Origin of the sequence: Acidaminococcus sp. HCP3S3_H5 (genome assembly GCF_052122235.1) — a bacterium.
Taxonomy (GTDB): domain Bacteria; phylum Bacillota; class Negativicutes; order Acidaminococcales; family Acidaminococcaceae; genus Acidaminococcus.
Window position 1 is genome coordinate 93,072 of record NZ_JBQKCS010000004.1, and the last position, 17,219, is coordinate 110,290.

Annotated in this window: 18 protein-coding genes; 12 read left to right on the top strand and 6 right to left on the bottom strand. The window is 56.6% G+C overall.

The features are described from left to right. Positions 1–219: 219 nt before the first annotated feature. The 3 genes from citF to citD are packed head-to-tail and all read right to left on the bottom strand — an operon-like array spanning position 220 to position 2,996. Positions 220–1,782, bottom strand: a complete 1,563-nt coding sequence (gene citF / locus ACTQY5_RS06120; protein WP_022486946.1) for a citrate lyase subunit alpha — start codon at positions 1,780–1,782, stop codon at positions 220–222. 1 nt (position 1,783) lies between these two features. Further along, positions 1,784–2,695, bottom strand: coding sequence for an aldolase/citrate lyase family protein (locus ACTQY5_RS06125; RefSeq protein WP_022486945.1), 912 nt, complete (start codon positions 2,693–2,695; stop codon positions 1,784–1,786). Position 2,696: 1 nt separating this feature from the next. Beyond that, positions 2,697–2,996, bottom strand: coding sequence for a citrate lyase acyl carrier protein (gene citD / locus ACTQY5_RS06130; protein WP_022486944.1), 300 nt, complete (start codon positions 2,994–2,996; stop codon positions 2,697–2,699). 245 nt (positions 2,997–3,241) lie between these two features. Here citD and ACTQY5_RS06135 point away from each other — a divergent pair, with 245 nt between their 5' ends. The 4 genes from ACTQY5_RS06135 to ACTQY5_RS06150 all read left to right on the top strand — a co-directional run bounded on the left by ACTQY5_RS06135 (position 3,242) and on the right by ACTQY5_RS06150 (position 7,700). Beyond that, entirely contained in the window at positions 3,242–4,156 is a 915-nt protein-coding gene (locus ACTQY5_RS06135) for a LysR family transcriptional regulator (protein ID WP_022486943.1), read from the top strand. A gap of 4 nt (positions 4,157–4,160) precedes the next feature. Then, a complete protein-coding gene (gene citG / locus ACTQY5_RS06140) occupies positions 4,161–5,546 on the top strand; it encodes a triphosphoribosyl-dephospho-CoA synthase CitG (RefSeq protein ID WP_022486942.1) in 1,386 nt (461 codons plus the stop codon). A 423-nt stretch (positions 5,547–5,969) separates the two neighbouring features. Beyond that, positions 5,970–7,448, top strand: coding sequence for a putative sulfate exporter family transporter (locus ACTQY5_RS06145; protein ID WP_308664310.1), 1,479 nt, complete (start codon positions 5,970–5,972; stop codon positions 7,446–7,448). A gap of 30 nt (positions 7,449–7,478) precedes the next feature. Further along, positions 7,479–7,700, top strand: coding sequence for a hypothetical protein (locus ACTQY5_RS06150; protein WP_022486940.1), 222 nt, complete (start codon positions 7,479–7,481; stop codon positions 7,698–7,700). Between the two features lie 35 nt (positions 7,701–7,735). Here ACTQY5_RS06150 and sdaAA read toward each other — a convergent pair whose 3' ends face one another. The 3 genes from sdaAA to ACTQY5_RS06165 form a co-directional block, all read right to left on the bottom strand. Next, entirely contained in the window at positions 7,736–8,620 is an 885-nt protein-coding gene (gene sdaAA / locus ACTQY5_RS06155; protein ID WP_441368955.1) for an L-serine ammonia-lyase, iron-sulfur-dependent, subunit alpha, read from the bottom strand. Positions 8,621–8,630: 10 nt separating this feature from the next. Continuing rightward, on the bottom strand, positions 8,631–9,296 hold the full coding sequence (gene sdaAB, locus ACTQY5_RS06160; protein ID WP_022486938.1) for an L-serine ammonia-lyase, iron-sulfur-dependent subunit beta: 666 nt from the start codon (positions 9,294–9,296) through the stop codon (positions 8,631–8,633). 208 nt (positions 9,297–9,504) lie between these two features. Next, positions 9,505–10,695, bottom strand: a complete 1,191-nt coding sequence (locus ACTQY5_RS06165) for a dicarboxylate/amino acid:cation symporter (protein ID WP_441368956.1) — start codon at positions 10,693–10,695, stop codon at positions 9,505–9,507. Positions 10,696–10,861: 166 nt separating this feature from the next. Between ACTQY5_RS06165 and ACTQY5_RS06170 the strand changes: the two genes are divergently transcribed. The 8 genes from ACTQY5_RS06170 to ACTQY5_RS06205 all read left to right on the top strand — a co-directional run bounded on the left by ACTQY5_RS06170 (position 10,862) and on the right by ACTQY5_RS06205 (position 17,170). Next, positions 10,862–11,821, top strand: a complete 960-nt coding sequence (locus tag ACTQY5_RS06170; RefSeq protein WP_441368957.1) for a LysR family transcriptional regulator — start codon at positions 10,862–10,864, stop codon at positions 11,819–11,821. Between the two features lie 57 nt (positions 11,822–11,878). Continuing rightward, the gene (rpmE, locus tag ACTQY5_RS06175; RefSeq protein ID WP_012937812.1) at positions 11,879–12,085 is read left to right on the top strand and encodes a 50S ribosomal protein L31; all 207 of its coding nucleotides are present in this window, start codon (positions 11,879–11,881) and stop codon (positions 12,083–12,085) included. 72 nt (positions 12,086–12,157) lie between these two features. Next, positions 12,158–13,042: a DUF1385 domain-containing protein gene (locus tag ACTQY5_RS06180; RefSeq protein ID WP_022486935.1), complete on the top strand. Its 885-nt coding sequence runs from the start codon at positions 12,158–12,160 to the stop codon at positions 13,040–13,042. Positions 13,043–13,054: 12 nt separating this feature from the next. Further along, on the top strand, positions 13,055–14,131 hold the full coding sequence (gene prfA, locus ACTQY5_RS06185) for a peptide chain release factor 1 (protein WP_022486934.1): 1,077 nt from the start codon (positions 13,055–13,057) through the stop codon (positions 14,129–14,131). Position 14,132: 1 nt separating this feature from the next. Continuing rightward, a complete protein-coding gene (prmC, locus tag ACTQY5_RS06190; RefSeq protein WP_022486933.1) occupies positions 14,133–15,041 on the top strand; it encodes a peptide chain release factor N(5)-glutamine methyltransferase in 909 nt (302 codons plus the stop codon). After that, complete coding sequence (locus tag ACTQY5_RS06195) at positions 15,007–16,113, top strand: L-threonylcarbamoyladenylate synthase (protein ID WP_022486932.1); 1,107 nt, start codon at positions 15,007–15,009, stop codon at positions 16,111–16,113. Before prmC ends, ACTQY5_RS06195 begins: the two co-directional genes overlap by 35 nt. A gap of 67 nt (positions 16,114–16,180) precedes the next feature. After that, complete coding sequence (rpiB, locus tag ACTQY5_RS06200) at positions 16,181–16,618, top strand: ribose 5-phosphate isomerase B (protein ID WP_022486931.1); 438 nt, start codon at positions 16,181–16,183, stop codon at positions 16,616–16,618. A 9-nt stretch (positions 16,619–16,627) separates the two neighbouring features. After that, on the top strand, positions 16,628–17,170 hold the full coding sequence (locus tag ACTQY5_RS06205; RefSeq protein ID WP_022486930.1) for a TIGR01440 family protein: 543 nt from the start codon (positions 16,628–16,630) through the stop codon (positions 17,168–17,170). Positions 17,171–17,219: the final 49 nt, after the last annotated feature.

Genomic DNA, 17,219 nt, shown 5'->3' on the forward strand with positions numbered 1-17,219 from the left:
AACATATTGAAAACGAATATAAAAATCGGAATAAATCCCATAAGCATATACTTATAGAAACGGTGCAACCCTAGGCTGTATGCGGGTTTCAGAAGAAAAGCGAAATTGTTTCATTTGAACATAAATAGAGATAATTTAAGAATATTTTAAAAAAGGGGGTGAGGGATCGGAGAATAAAAAAAAGCCATCCCCGAAAGGATGGCTTTTTCACTTATGGAATTAGAATTCCGCTTTCTTAACCTGACGGACTACGTCCATAACGGAACCGTCACGGGCTTCGATGATGCCCACGATCCGGTCGCCGAACTGTACAGGGTCAGGAGTGCCTACCATCTTGTATGCGGTATCCCGCAGTTCTTCGATGGTGCAGATGGGCAGATCGGTGTCTTTTACAGCATCGATGATATCCTGACGGCGGGGGTTGATGGCAATGCCGTAGTCGGTGACAACCACGTCAACGGTTTCACCAGGAGTGGTGACCGTGGTGCATTCGGTGCAGATAGCCGGGATACGGCCCTGGAGCAGCGGAGCGATGACGATGGTGCATTTGGCACCGGCAGCGGTATCCGGATGGCCGCCCTGAGCCCCGGTGATCACGCCGTCAGAACCTACCACAACGTTGACGTTGAAGTGGGTATCCACTTCAAGTGCGCCCAGGATTACATAATCCAGCTTGTTCACATAAGCGCCCTTGTTGAAGGGATCGGCATACTGGGAGGTGGTGATTTCGTAATGGTTGGGGTTGGTTTTGATGTCTTCGATGGAAGCCATGTCAAAATCCTGGGTGTCGGCAATCTTGTCGATCAGGCCTTCATGCTGGAGTTCGCAGATGGCCTGGGCAATACCGCCCATGGCAACCCCGATGTGGATGTTGTCTTTCCGCAGATGTTCTGCCAGGAATTTGGTGGAGGCAATGGAAGCACCGCCTACGCCGGTCTGGTAGATGAACCCGTCTTTGTACCAGGGAGTGTGCACCATGAAGTCAGCGGCATACTTGGCCATCAGGAGCTTTCTCTGGTCGGTGGTGGGTTTGGCAGCACCGGTGGCAATCTTGGTGGGGTCGCCGATGGCGTCCACTTTGACCACATAGTCCACGTTGGTCATGTCGATGGAAGCAGGCACGTTGGGGAAGGGTACCAGGGTATCGGTAACCACAACCACTTTGTCCGCATACTGGGCGTCTACGGCAGCATAGCCCAGCACGCCGCAGTCAGCGCCGTTCTGGCTGCCTACTGCACGGCAGTTCCCCATGTCATCAGCGCTGGGAGCACCGATGAAGGAAATGTCGATGTGGGTTTCGCCGGATTCGATGGCACGGACACGGCCGCCGTGGCTGCGCATGATGGCCAGGCCTTTCAGTTTGCCGTTGGAGATGGCTTCACCGATCTTGCCCCGTACGCCGGAAGCCTGGATGTTGGTGATGGTGCCGTCTTCGATCATGGGAACGATGGCGTTCTGAGCCTTGCCCAGAGAGGTGGCGCAGATGGTCAGGTCTTTGATGCCCATTTTGTGGACAGCTTCCATAACCATGTTCACCACATAGTCCCCTTCACGGAAATGATGGTGGAAGCCCAGGGTCATGCCGTCTTTGATGCCGCATTTCTTCAGGACTTCTTCAATGGAATCCACTACTTTGCTGTAGTTGGGGTCAATCACAGGGGCAACTTTGTGGGTTGCGGCCTGGTATACTTTCTGATGTTTGGCATAGCTGCCGGCAAAAGCGTCTTTCCCGGTCAGCTTCAGGATTTCTTCAGGAATCTCTCTACCTACTGCGTTCTTCATCTTATAAATCCCCCTTGTACACACCGGCAGCCTTGGCCATGGAAATGGTTCTCTTGGCGCCGTCATAGAAGGCGATATCCAGCATCTTGCCGTTCAGCTGGAATACACCGATACCCATGGCTTTCTTGGTATCGATTTCCCGTACCACAGCTTCCGCCCAGCGGATCTGTTTTTCAGTCGGGGTGAACACGTCATGGCAGACAGGGATCTGACGGGGGTTGATGATGGATTTCCCATCGAAGCCCATTTGTTTGATCATTTCCACATCCTTGCGGAAGCCTTCCATGTCGTCCAGGTCGGTGTACACCGTATCGAAGCACATACGGCCGGTGGCACGGGCGGTGATTACCATCTGCTGACGGGCGCCCATCAGTTCCACACCGCTCTTGGAAATGCTGGTCTGCAGGTCACGGGTGTAGTCCCCGCCGGACAGAGCAATCCCGAACAGACGGTCGGAAGAGGTGCAGATGTCATACAGGTTCAGCATCCCTTTGGTGGATTCGATGGCAGCCATGATCAGGGTGCTGCCGATGGGACGGTGGAATTCCTTTTCAGCGGCCAGGATGTGTTCTTCCACAGTCTTGATGTCCTTGCCGGATTCAGTCTTGGCCAGACGGATGGCGTCGCAGCCGCCGGCAACGGAAACACGGATATCTTCTTTCCAGTGAGGAGTTTCCAGACCGTTGATCCGGACCACTCTTTCACAGCCATGATAATCGATTTCTTTCAGGGCATGGAACAGGGAGTACCGGGCAGCATCCTTCTGGTTTTCTGCAACGGCATCTTCCAGGTCCAGCATAATGGAATCGGGTTTGTATACATACGGGTCTTTGACCAGGCTCGGTTTTTGAGCGTTCAGGAACATCATGGATCTTCTCAGACGCTTGAAGTTCGGATTCGTATTGATAACCATCTTACAGCACCTCCCAGGGATTCGGCGTATCAGGATCCTCGTTGACAGAACGGAACACTGCGCCTTCCACGCGTGCTTTTAAAGTGCAGTCCAGAGCGCCCTTGTCCACAACAGAAACCTTTGCATTGGTTACGTCCAGTTTCTTCAGGGTATCCAGGACAACAGCCTTGATCTGCCGTCCATACTGATGGATGACGCTGCTTTCAATGGTGAGCTCAATGCCGTTGGTCCCGGGTTCTACCGTGATCTGGGCATCGGAAGACTCAACAGTGCCAGCCATGGCTGCCTTCTTCAATTCCATTAAAATCACTCCTTCTGAAAATCGTACATTGTACATTATGATGCACTTTGATAGTATCACAGGAAAAATTGGAAATCGAATATAAATAATGATATAATCTGTATAAGTCATTCCTTATCAAACGGCAGAAACTCCCACTCCATGCGGGGTACGGGGATTTGTGCAATTGTGTCAAAATATAAGAAATTAAAACTTCTTTGGAAATAGGGGAATTTTTGGGAAAAAAAAAGGAAACGGAGGGTGTTATGAACCTGAAACATGCGCAGTATATTATGGAAATCATCAAGGAAGGGAGCATCACCAATGCTTCCAAGACCATGCACGTATCCCAGCCGGCCCTGAGCCAGACCATCAAGGCGGTGGAAAAATACCTGGGGGCTCCCATCTTCCTGCGGAACACCAATCCCATTGTGCTCACGGAAGCGGGGAAAAAATACATTGCAGCGGTGAAACAGGTGATCACCATCAGCTCCAATCTGCTCCATGAGGTGGCGGATATCCAATATGAAGGGTACGGCACCCTGCGGCTGGGAATCCCGGTCCAGCGGGCCATGCAGATGCTGCCCGCAGTGATGCCGGTGTTCCGTCAGCGGTATCCCCATATCAAGCTCCAGATCCATGAAGCGGGCAGCAACATTACGGAAAACGAAGTCCTCAACGGGGGCGTGGACCTGGCTGTGCTCACCACCACGCCCACCAACGACGAACTGAAGTATGAACTGGTGGAAACGGAAGACGTGGTGCTGGTAGCCAACAAAATGACCACCCTGGCCCAGCGGGTGAAGCCCGGGACCCCCATCCACATCACCGAAGCCAAGAACGAGGAATTCGTCTCCATTACCGAAGGCCACAATGTACGCCGGGTCCAGGATACCCTGTTCAGCGTCTATGAAATCAAACCCAATGTGATCCTGGAAACCTCCAGCATCGAAGTGGGGAAACGGCTGGTATCCGCCATGGAGGCAGTGTTCATCTGCCCGGATGTGTATCTGGACAATTACTTCTTGTCACAGGACAAGTGTGTGTTGTATCCTTTACTGGGCGTGGCCAACAAACGGTACTGCTATGTATGCTGCCGGAAGGACGCCTATCTCAGCCCCTATGCCCGGGCCTTCATCGAACTGATCCGGACCCTGGGGAAAACAAGGAAGGAACCATGACTCTATGAAAGAACCTGTAATCCATCTGGCCGGCCCGGCTGTGGAAGTGCCGGATATGCTCCTGGCCCGGGACGGCCGTGCTGCCGCCCAGAAAAAACTGCTGGAGCGGTATCACAAGCCGCTGCTGTTCTTCACCCAGAACATCCCGGGGCCGGTGAAGACTTCTGTCCTGATCCATCTGGGGTTCCTGGAGGGAATCCGCCGGTTGGAAAAGGCCCTGGCAGAAGCCGGGATCCCCATCCTGTTCCAGAAGGTCATTGACTGGAAAACCGGCTATGAAAAATACTATGTACTGGACGGGGATGCCCTCCGTATCAAGAAAATCGCCTGCACCATGGAAGGACAGGACCGGCTGGGCCGGCTCTATGACATGGATGTGCTGGCAGAAGACGGGCACAAGATTTCCCGGACGGACATCGGGCTCCCCGGCCGGCTGTGCCTGGTGTGCTCCCAGCCGGCCCAGGCCTGCGCCCGGAGCCGGAAGCACAGTGTGCCGGTGCTGGTGCGGAACATCCACCGGATATTGGAAAATTTTCTCATGGACCGGGTGGAACAGGCACTGCGCCAGGGACTCCAGGGAGAAGTGGATGCCACTCCCAAACCGGGGCTGGTGGACCGGGACAATCCGGGCGCTCACCGGGACATGGACTGGCACACCTTTGCCCGGAGTACTGACGCCATTGTGCCCCATCTCCGGCAGATGGCTGAAAAAGGCTGGAACTGGGAAGGGGAGGACGAAGCCCTGTTTGCCGCCCTCCGGCCCATGGGGGCGGCGGCGGAAAAGGCCATGTTCCGGGCTACCGGGAATGTGAACACCCACAAGGGAATCATCTTTTCCCTGGGCCTTGTGACCAGCTTCACCCTCCGTCACCTGGCCCGGACCGGAAAGGTGGAAAGCGAGGCGGTGCTCCGGGAAATCGGAGCGGCGGTGACACCTCTTCTGGAACGGGATTTTGCCAAAATCGACCGGTACCATCCCCACACCCACGGAGAAGTGCTCTATGTGGAACAGGGGTGCCGGGGAATCCGGGGGGAAGCCATGGACGGGTTCCCGGCGGTGGCAAAAATCGCCCTGCCGGCTCTGCGGAAGTTTCGGCAGGAAGGGAGACCGGACAACGAGGCCTATATCCAGACTCTGCTGCTGCTCCTGAGCCAAGTGGAAGACACCAACATCCTCAGCCGGTCCGACCAGGCTACCCTGGAACAGGCCCAGAAAGAGGCCGGGGCCGTGCTGGACAAAGGGGGCGCCTTCACCCGGGAAGGGCTCCAGGCCGTCTGGGACCTGAACGAAAGCTTCGTAAAAAAGAACATCAGCCCGGGAGGCTGTGCGGATCTCTTGATCCTGGCCATTTTTTTGGAGAAGATGGAGGGATTGACGGCTGACCGCTGAAAAAAAATGGGGCGTGCTGCTCCATTTTTTTTTCTTGACAAATTCCCACTAATTAGCTATACTTTTCTCATGCATTTAATACATAGTGAAATTATATGAATTCTAAATCTGAAACGGGGAGAAGAATCATGGGAACGTACACGATGTGTTGCTGTTGTTGCCGAATGTGCAGCAGCGGCGGGACGGAGACTGTATAACCGGTCTTTGGACAAATGAACAGCTCTGCACGGAACATCATCAGCAGCGGAGGGACTGGCCCCTGGGAAGCTGCAGCGGCGGGAAATATCCCGGATGCTTGGTCAGCGGGAAAGATCCCGGCAGATGAGTCAGTGCAGACCCATGGTTTTTCTATTGCGCGCCATCTGTCGGACAGGTGGCGCTTTTTTGCGGCCACCGGAGCAAAATACAGATGAGGTGGTTATCATGGCAAACGAAACGAAAATCCCGGCAGTCCGTCCCACAGGGCTGCTGGGCAGCGAAGACTGGTGGGCCGTATGGCTGGGCCTGTTCATTACGCTCCTGGGTCTGGGAAAGATCTGGGGCTTTGACCTTTTGGGATGGGCGGCCACCTTTGGAGTGTGGATCGATCCTGCCAAAGCGGTGGGCACCGGATCCAAGGCCTATGCCTGGCTGGGCAGTGCCGGGGCTCTGGCAGCCACCTGGGTGTTCACCCTGGCAGTCACCTCCCTGGGGGCTCATTTCATGAAGGCGGATGTGAAAAAATTCGCCGGGGGCTTTTCGGTGATCTACTGGATCACCATCCTGTCCAACATCCTGGGGAACTACGCCTACCTGGCCGCCACGCCCAACAAACGGGAAGCCTTCCACATCGGCTGGTCCCTGAGCCTGGGAGAACTGGGCTTTGTGTTCGCCCTGCTGGCCGGACTGGTAATCGGGAACTTCTTTCCCGGCCTGGCCAAATATCTCTCCCATGCAGGCAAACCGGAATGGTACATCAAGACCGGCATCGTGATCCTGGGAGCCAACATCGGGATCCAGGCCATCAGTGCCCTGGGTCTGGCCAGCACCGTAATCCTCCGGGGTTTGTGCGCCGTGGTGGAAGCCTACCTGATTTACTGGCCGGTGGTGTATTTTGTGGCCCGGAAATTCTTCAAGTTTACTCCGGAATGGGCCGCTCCCATGGCTTCCGGGATCTCCATCTGCGGGGTGGCCGCCGCCATTGCCACCGGCAGCGCCATCAAAGCCCGGCAGATCATCCCCACCATCCTGGCTTCCGTAATCATTGTGTTCGTGGCAGTGGAACTTTTGATCCTGCCCTTTGCCGCTGCCTATTTCCTGCCCGGGGATCCCATGGTGGCCGGCTCCTGGCTGGGTCTTGTGGTGAAAAGTGACGGAGGCGCCGTAGCTTCCGGGGCCATTGCGGACAGCCTGATCCGCAGCCGGGCCCTGGAACTGTTCGGGGTCCGGTACCAGGAAGGATGGATCCTCATGGCGGCCACCACTTCCAAAGTGTTCATCGACATTTTCATCGGAGTCTGGTCCTTTATCCTGGCGGTGGTCTGGTCCGTGTACCATCTGAATGATCCCAAGGCTGCTGCCGGCGGCGGAAAGGTATCCAAAAAGGAAATCTGGAACCGGTTCCCCAAATTCATCCTGGGCTTCGTCCTGGCTCTGGTGGGGATCTTCCTGGCGGGCTGGGCCCATCCCTCCATTGTGGCCGGGGCCAAAGCCGGTGCCGGTCAGGCCAACCTGCTCCGGGCGGTGTTCTTCGGCCTGTGCTTCTTCTCCATCGGCCTGGTGACCAATGTGCGGAAGCTGTGGAAAGCCGGCCTGGGCCGGGTGATCGGGGTCTATTCCGTAGCCCTGGCCGGGTTCATCATCTGGGTGGGCCTGGGCATCTCCTACATTTTCTATCACGGCATTCTGCCGCCTACCCTGTAAGATCTTTTTGTGAGAAAGAAGGGATATAATATGGAAAGCGAAATCCTTACCAACGTCCATTCCACCGCCGATCAGTATTATGAAAGACAGGTGGTCCGTCCCACCGGGGCCAAAGTCCATGCCGCCCAACTGGAGGCTGACGAAGAAGAATACTTCCCCCTCCAGCCCATAGAGAAAAAACTCTGCGCCTGGTCCCTGGGAGTGGGACTGACGTTGATGGCCGTGTTCATCGGGGTGTTTGAGAGAATATAAAAAAAGAGCTGTTGCATGCGCAACAGCTCCTTTTTTTATTCCTTCCCAAACACCTGCTCTTTCAATCTCTTCCCTGTCTTGGTGACGGCCAGGCCGCCGCCGGCGGTTTCTCTCAGGGAGGCGGGGAGAGCGCTGCCCACAGCCCGCATGGCTTCTACACATTCATCCACCGGGATACAGGAACGGATCCCGGCCAGGGCCATGTCCGCTGCAGAGAAGGCGATGACCACCCCGCTGGCGTTCCGCTTGATGCAGGGGATTTCCACCAGTCCGGCCACCGGATCACATACCAGGCCCAGCTGGTTGGCAATGGCCATGGCACAGGCGTCCGCCGCCATCTGGGGAGTGCCCCCGGCCAGTTCCACTAGGGCTGCCGCTGCCATGCCGGAAGCACTGCCGCATTCTGCCTGGCAGCCTCCCTGGGCCCCGGCGATGCAGGCGTTCTGGGCGATGACCATACCGAAAGCGCCGGCGGTGAAGATGGACATGATCACATTCTTCCGGTCCATGCCCTTTTCTTCCATCATGGTCAGGAGACAGCCAGGGAGGATGCCGCAGCTGCCGGCGGTGGGGGTGGCCACGATCCGGCCCATGGAGGCATTGCAGCCTGTTACGGACAGGGCCCGGGCAATGGCGTGGTCGATGATGGTGCCGGAGAGGCCGCCGTTGGTCCGGGCGGTGTAGTCGTTCATTTTCCAGCCTTCCCCGCCGGTGAGTCCGGAAGTGGACTTCTGGTCTTTCTTTTCTCCGAATTTCACCGCATCGATCATTACGTCCAGATCGGTGGACATCCGGTCGAATAGTTCTGCCTGGCTTTGTTCCATGGATTCCGCCTGGTCAGCCAGGACCAGTTCGCTGATTTTTTTGCCGCTTTTTTCTGCGGCTTCCACCAGTTCAGCAATGGATGTATAGGTAAACATGGTTTCCTCCTTAAATGGCACGGATCAGGATTACGTTGGTGACGTACTGGACGGAACGGATGGCGTCGATTACATCCGCCGGGGGCATCCCGTCCACTTCGATGGTCATCATGGCAATGCCGCCCTTGACGGGACGGGTGAGCCGGAAGCTGCCGATGTTGATGTCCTTGTGTTTCTGCCACATAATATTGGTTACAGCCGCAATGACCCCCGGCCGGTCGTAATGGGGCACCAGGATGGTATTCCGTTCCCCGGTGAAGTCCACCTTCATGCCGTCCACATAGTCCACCCGGATGTTGCCGCCGCCGATGCTGGCTCCCTGGACCGTGTGCTGGCTGCCGTCAGCACAGGTCACCTGGATCCGGGCGGTGTTGGGATGGGAATTGGGGATCTCCGTGGGGATGTAGGTGTAATGGATGCCTTTTTTGTCCGCAATGGAGAAGATGCTGCGGATCTCTTCAGAATAGCTGTGGTACCCCAGGATCCCGGCCAGCAGGGCCTTGTCCGTGCCGTGGCCTTTGTAGGTTTTGGCGAAGGAACCGGACAGTTCGATTTTAATGTCCTTGGGCTCGCTCTGGAGCAGCTTGTTGGCCACCCGTCCCAGACGGACGGCACCGGCAGTGTGGGAACTGGAAGGACCGATCATCACCGGCCCGATAATATCGAAAATGTTCATGATGAACCTCCTGAAAGTGAAATAAAAAAACGTTCCATTCTCTCTGTCTGACCGGAACCGGACGCAGGGAGCAGGCTGTCAGGGAAATCCGGTAAAACAGGAAGGATTGTCGGATGTTTCCCTGACAGCATACCCATGGTGCCTGAATCTTGTCAAGCAGACAGCTGCAGAAGGGGATCAGATGGAGATGGAACGCTTTTGACGGAAATTATTTTTTGATCCAGGTTTTGTAGATTTTGTCCACCACTACGGCGATGGCATTGTCCCCGGACACGTTGCAGGCGGTCCCGAAGGAATCCTGGGTAATGTACAGGGCAACCATCAGGGCGCAGATGGGGCCGTTGGGGTCGCCCTGTTCTTTCCCGAAGATCATCCACAGGAAGGGCAGGGCCGTCATGATGGAACCGCCGGGAGCACCCGGAGAAGCCACCATGGCAACCCCCAGGGTCATGATGAAGGGAATGACCGTGCCCAGGTGGATGGGGATCTGGTACATAAGGCAGACCGCCGTGGCACAAGCAGTAATGGTGATCATGGAACCGCACATATGGATGTTGGCGCACAGAGGGATCACGAAGTTGCGGATCTGTTCGCAGACGCCGTCAGCCTTGGAGCATTCCAGGTTGACCGGAATAGTGGCTGCGGAAGACTGGGTCCCCAGGGCGGTGGTATAGCCCGGGATCTGGTTCTTCATCAGGGTGAAGGGGTTTTTCCCGCTGAAGGAACCGGCAACCATGAACTGTACGAACAACAGAATCAGATGCATGGCGATGACCACCAGGAAAACTTTCCAGAGAACACTCAGGATCACGAAGGCCTTGCCGGAACGGGTCATGTCCACAAAGGTGCCGCAGATGTACAGCGGCAGGAAGGGAACAATGGCATGGGTCAGGACCTGGTCGATGATCTTGGAGAAATCTTTAAAGCAGTTGTACAGGGTATCCCCGATTTCCTTGCCCCGGAGGGAAGACAGGCACAGGCCCACGATGAAGGCCAGCACCACAGCGGAGATGGTGTCCAGGATGGGCGGAATGGAAATGGAGAAGAAGGGCGGCAGGCTCTTGCCGGCAGTCTTGGCCAGTTCTTCCAGCACCCCGGCGCTGATGAAGGACGGGAACAGGGTGTCTGCTACGGTAAAGGAGAAGGTCCCGCCGATCAGGGTGGAACCGTAGGCGATAATGGCGGTAATCAGGAGCAGCTTGCCTGCGCCCTGGCTCAGATCTGCGATGCCCATGGTCACATAGGCCAGAATCATCAAAGGAATGACGAATTTCAGGAAATTGCTGAAGATGCCGGAAAGAGTAACGACGGTACGGCAGACATCTTCCGGCAGATACTGCCCAATAAGGATACCAATGATAATGGCGATGATGATTTTTGGTACAAGACCGAGTTTCATGAAAACTAACCTCCCCTGAACTTGACAAACCGCTTCCCGCCGGCTGGGAAGCTTGCGTTTGACTTTTCTGTTTATTCAGTGTACTATGGTTGTACTCATAAAGCAAATTAATAAACTCGATTTAATCGATGAAAATTTTTAATAACAACAAGGGGCTGTTGACAAAATGGAACTAAGAGAATTAAAAAGCTTTCTGAAAATTATGGAACTGGAAAGTTTCTCCCGGGCGGCGAAGGAACTGGGGTACTCACAGTCCGCCCTCAGTGTACAAATTCATTCTCTGGAAAATGAGCTGGGGGTCCGTCTTTTTGACCGGCTGGGCAAGCAGGTAACTCTGACTCCTCCTGGCAGGCAGCTGGCCCGGCGGGTACTGCCCATTCTCCAGGAGGTGGAGGAACTGGAGAATGTGATGCACAACCGGCCGCCGGCAGAAGCCCTGCGGATCGGCATGATCGAAAGCCTGTGCAAGGCCCACATGCCCCAGGTGATGGATTACGTATGCCGGAACCTGCCCCAGCTCCATATCACCATCACCATCGATTCGCCCAGTGTGCTGCTGGACGCCCTGAACCACAACAAGGTGGATCTGGTGTATGTACTGGACAAGCCTTTATATGATGGAAAATGGGAAAAGGTTTTCCAGAAACAGGAGAATATTGTGTTTGTGTGTTCTGTGGATTCTCCGCTGGCCCGGGAAAAAGACCTGAAACTGGACCAGGTGATCCGCCAACCCTTTTTCCTGACGGAAAAGGCAGACAACTACCGGCTGAGCCTGGACCAGCAGCTGGCGGCCCGGCAGCTGGCACTGAACCCTATATTGGAAGTCAGCGATACCGGATTCATCCTGGATATGGTCCAGCGGGGACTGGGCCTGTCCTTCCTGCCCCAGTACGTGGTGGAAAACAGCCCCTACCGGGACCGGCTGCAGATCCTCCAGGTGAAGGATTTCCACATGCACATGTACCGGCAGCTGTTCTACCACAAGGACAAATGGCTGACCCAGGCCATGAAAGTGTTCCTCCGGCTGGCACTCCGGGAGAATCCTCCGGACAAAGGGGAGAGAACCCCGGATTTTTCCTGGAATAGGGAGAAGGACTCTTGCACGGACAAGGGGAGTATGATATAATTGTCAAGCGTTAATGTCGGGATATATTAATGCAATTTCAGAAAGAGGTGTTTCATAATGAAAAAGGGTATCCATCCTAACTACGGTGAATGCACCGTGATTTGTGGCTGTGGGAATACATTCAAAACTGGCAGTGTGAAAAAGGAACTGCGGGTGGACGTTTGCTCCAAATGCCATCCTTTCTTCACTGGTAAGCAGCGTGATATGTCTGCCAGAGGCCGGATCGAAAAATTCAACAAACGGTACGGCAAAGACGCAAAATAAAAAATGCGCTTGAACAGGGAGTGACTTGCAGACATTGCAGCACTCCTTTTCTTGTATCCAGGGAGTCATGGTATGACCAAAAAATTAAGTGTCGGTGGCCAAGCGGTCATCGAGGGAGTGATGATGCGGGGACCGGGGAAGATTGCCGTAGCGGTGCGCAAACCCAACGGAGAGATTACCGTGGACCTGAAGCCTGCAGGAAGCATCAGCGACCGGTATCCCATCCTGAAGAAGCCCTTCCTCCGGGGGGTGGTTTCCCTGGTGGAATCCCTGGGGTACGGCATGAAGGCTCTGTCTTTTTCCGCCCAGGTATCCGGGGACGAAGAGGACGGGGAAGAATCCATGAGCAGCCTGGAAATGGCAGGGACCATGGCGGTTTCCATCGGACTGGCGGTGCTGCTGTTCGTGGTGCTGCCCACCGGGGCCATGAAGCTGCTCCAGAACCAGGGAGTGGGGCCCATGGTCCTGAACCTGTGCGAAGGGCTTATGCGGCTGGCCATTTTCCTCCTGTACATCTGGGGGATTTCCCGGCAGAAAGACATCCAGCGGGTGTTCCAGTACCATGGGGCGGAGCACAAGACCATCTATACCTATGAACACGGGCTGCCTCTGCGGGTGGAGAACGTACGGCCCTTTTCCACTCTCCATCCCCGGTGCGGCACCAATTTCCTGATGATTGTCATGCTCATCGGGATCTTCATCTTTGCCTTTCTGGGCTGGCCCAGCCTGTGGGAGCGGATCCTGTCCCGGATCCTCCTGATGCCGGTGGTGGCCGGGATCAGCTACGAAATCATCCGGTTTGCAGGAAAGCATATGGACAAGGCCTGGGTACGGGCCGCCATACTGCCGGGGCTGGCCCTCCAGAAACTGACCACCCGGCAGCCGGACGACGACCAGATCGAAGTGGCCATCGCTTCCCTGAAAGCGGTGCTGCCGCCGGAAGAAATCATTGAATGACGGGGAACGCCTATGTTTGAGAATTTGGATAAACTCCAGGACCTGGAAGACCGGTACCTGGACCTGGAAGCCAAGATCAGCGATCCGGAAGTGATCGCCCGGCAGGAGGAGTGGCTGAAATACACCAAGGCCCATTCCAAACTGACGGAGATCGTCACGGTGTACCGGGACTACAAAAAACTGGTGGACACCTGGAAGGACGATGAAGCCATTGTCAAAGCCAGGGAAGACCAGGAACTCACCGCCATGGCGGAAGAGGAAATGAAGGAACTCCAGCCTCAGCTGGAGGCCTATGAGGAAAAACTGACCCTGCTGCTTTTGCCCAAGGATCCCAACGATGAAAAGAACATCATCATGGAGATCCGGGCGGGAGCCGGGGGAGACGAAGCGGCCCTGTTTGCCGGGGACCTGTTCCGGATGTACACCCGGTATGCAGAACAGAAAGGCTGGAAGGTGGAACTGATGGATTCCAGTCCCACTGGCCTGGGGGGCTTCAAGGAAGTGGTGTTCATGGTGTCCGGCACCGATGTGTACAGCCACATGAAGTTTGAAAGCGGGGTCCACCGGGTCCAGCGGGTGCCGGATACGGAATCCCAGGGCCGGGTCCACACCTCCACGGTGACCGTGGCGGTGATGCCGGAAGCCCAGGAAGTGGATATCGAACTGAACCCGGCGGATATCCGGGTGGATACCTATCGGGCCGGAGGGGCCGGGGGCCAGTACGTGAACAAAACCGAATCCGCCGTCCGGATGACTCACATCCCCACCGGGATCGTGGCCCAGTGCCAGGACGAAAAATCCCAGGCCAAGAACCGGGAAAAGTGCCTGCGGGTGCTCCGGTCCCGGATCCTGGAAGCGGAACAGGAAAAACAGCGGGCGGCCACCGCGGCGGAACGGAAAAGCCAGGTGGGCACCGGAGACCGGAGTGAACGGATCCGGACCTACAACTATCCCCAGGGCCGGGTCACCGACCACCGGATCGGGCTCACCCTCCACAAGCTGCCGGACATCATCAACGGGGACCTGGATGAACTCCTGGATGCCCTGATGATGGCGGAACAGGCCAAGAAACTCCAGCAGGTGAAATAAGATGCAGGAACAAAGAACCGTTTGGACCATATTGAAAATCCTTCAGTGGACTCAGCAGTACTTCAGCTCCAAAGGCGTGGAAAATCCGCGCCTGGATGCGGAAGTGCTGCTTTGTGCTGTGCTGGACAAAAGCCGGATCCAGCTGTACACCAATTTCGATGAGCCCCTGGAAGAACAGGAACTGAAACAGTACCGGAGCTATGTGGCCCGGCGGGCGGCCCGGGAGCCGGTGGCCTATATTCTGGGACACAAAGGGTTCCTCCAGTATGATTTCAAGGTGACCCAGGACACCCTGATTCCCCGTCCGGAAACGGAGCTTCTGGTGGAACAGCTGGTGAGCCTGACCAAAGACCGGGGTCCGTTACGGATCCTGGATCTGGGCTGCGGCAGCGGGGCCATTGTCGATTCCCTGCTGGCAGAACTGCCGGAGGCTCATGGCACCGGGGTGGACATCAGCCCGGGAGCCGTGGAAGTGACCCGGGAAAACGCCCGGAGCCTGGGGGTGGAGGACCGGCTGGATACGGTGGTGTCCAACCTGTATGAAAAGGTCCCGAAGGAACCGAAGTTCCAGGTACTGGTCTCCAACCCGCCCTACATCCCGGAAGGGGATCTGGCCGGGCTCCAGGCGGAAGTCCACCGGGAACCCCGGCGGGCCCTGGATGGGGGCCGGGATGGCCTGGACTTTTACCGGCGGATCCTGAAGGATATCTGGGAGTATCTGGATCCCCAGGGCCTGGCGGCCTTCGAGATCGGCCAGGACCAGGGAGAGGACGTGGCCCGGCTGTGCCGGGAAGCGGGCCTGGATTGTGTGAAAGTACGGAAAGATTACGGGGACAAGGACCGGATGGTCTTTGCCGCCAAAGGGGGTTCTGTCTATGGAAACGCAGTGCTGGAAATTAAAGAACGATGAACCGCTGGATTCCCAGCTGGAACCGGCGGCTGCCCTGCTCCGGCAGGGAGAAGTGGTGGCCTTTCCCACGGAAACCGTGTACGGCCTGGGGGCGGACGGGCTGAACGGAGAGGCCTGCCGGAAAATCTTTGCCGCCAAGGGACGTCCGGCGGACAATCCCCTGATCCTCCACATCAGCGAAATGGAAGAGATCCGGCCCCTTACGTCCGGGCTTTCCCCCATGGCGGAAAAACTCATGGCTGCCTTCTGGCCCGGACCCATGACCCTCATTGTGCCCAAGTCGGAGATCATCCCGGATGTGGTCACTGCCGGTCAGGAGACGGTGGCGGTCCGGTTCCCCAGCAATCCTGTGGCCCGGGCCCTGATCCGGCTTACCGGACGGCCTCTGGCGGCTCCTTCCGCCAACAAATCCGGGAAGCCCAGCCCCACCAACGCCCAGGATGTGCTCCAGGACATGGAGGGCATCATCGGAGGAGTGGTGGACGGAGGCCCCTGTGACATCGGGGTGGAAAGCACCATCATCGACACTACCGGGAAAGAACCGGTGATCCTCCGTCCCGGGGGCATCACCGAAGAGATGATCCAGCAGGTGATGGGGGCCGTGGAACTGGACCCGGGACTGGTGAGCCCGGACCAGAAGCCCAAGGCTCCGGGAATGAAGTACCGCCATTATGCGCCCAAGGCCCCCATGGTGCTCATCGAAGGACCGGATGCGGGAGCAGGGGTGATCCGGGCGGCTATTATGGGGGAAGCCTGGGGACTGAAAGTGGGGGTGCTGGCCCTGGACGAAACGGTCCAACACCTGCCCCATACGCCCCATCTGGTGATCTGTGATGCCGGAAAGGATCTGAAGGATCTGGCAGAGAACCTGTACACGGAACTCCGGGAATTCGACCGGCAGCAGGTGGACATCATCCTGGGAGAAGGGGTCTCCACCCAGGGACTGGGCCTTGCCATCATGAACCGGATGCGGAAAAGCGCCGGTCACAACATCCTGGTCTACGACCGGGGGCTGTACAAAAAACAGAGCGGCCAGGTGCCGGAGTTTTTACAGGGAATGGTAATAGAATAACAGGTGTGTTACAATAAATATGATATGCGGCGAACGCATTTTACTTTGGAGTAGGGAGGCAAAACTTATGAAAATCATGATCGGCTGTGACCACGGCGGTTTTGAATTGAAGGAAGTTTTGAAGAAATATCTGGCGGACAAGGGCTATGAAGTGGAAGATGCAGGGGCTTACACCCCGGACCGGGTGGACTATCCGGACTACGCCAAGAAGGTGGGCGAAGGGGTGGCTGCCGGCAAGGCGGACCAGGGCATCCTGATCTGCGGCACCGGCCTGGGCATGTCCATTGCCGCCAACAAGATCCACGGCATCCGGGCCGCGGTGTGCGGAGACTGCTACAGCGCGGAAAAGGCCCGGGAACACAACAATGCCAATATCCTCTGCCTGGGGGCCCGGGTGCTGGGCACCGGCCTGGCGGAACAGATCGTGGATGCCTATCTGGGGGCTTCCTTCCTGGGCAGCTACCATACCCAACGGGTACAGAAGATCATGGACCTGGAGAAATAAGGTGAGACCATGAATCTGGAGGCACTTGCACAGGAAATCGAGGAAGATGCGGAAGAACTGATCGGTGTGGCCAAGGGCAGAGCCGGTCAGGTACTGGTGGTGGGCTGCAGCAGCAGCGAGGTGCTGGGAAACAAAATCGGCACCGGTGGTTCCATGAAAGTGGCCAAGGTGCTCTACACCACCCTCCGGAAAGTGTGCCGGAAACACAAGATGATCCTGGCCGCCCAGTGCTGCGAACATCTGAACCGGGCCCTGGTGGTGGACCAGAAGGCCATGGAGAAATTCGGCTGGCAGCAGGTGACGGTCCGTCCCATCGAACATGCCGGCGGGGCTTTTGCAGCCACGGCCTACAATGAACTGAAGAACCCGGTGGTGGTGGAAGAAATCCAGGCGGACATGGGGCTGGATATCGGCCAGACCCTGATCGGCATGCACCTGAAACGGGTGGCGGTGCCGGTGCGTCTGTCCCGGAAAAAACTGGGGAATGCGGTACTGACGGCAGCACGGACCCGGCCGCCTCTCATCGGTGGGGAACGGGCTGTGTACAAATAAGCGGAAGACCCTGAAAAGAGCCGATCCGTATCAATCCAGCGAGGAGAAA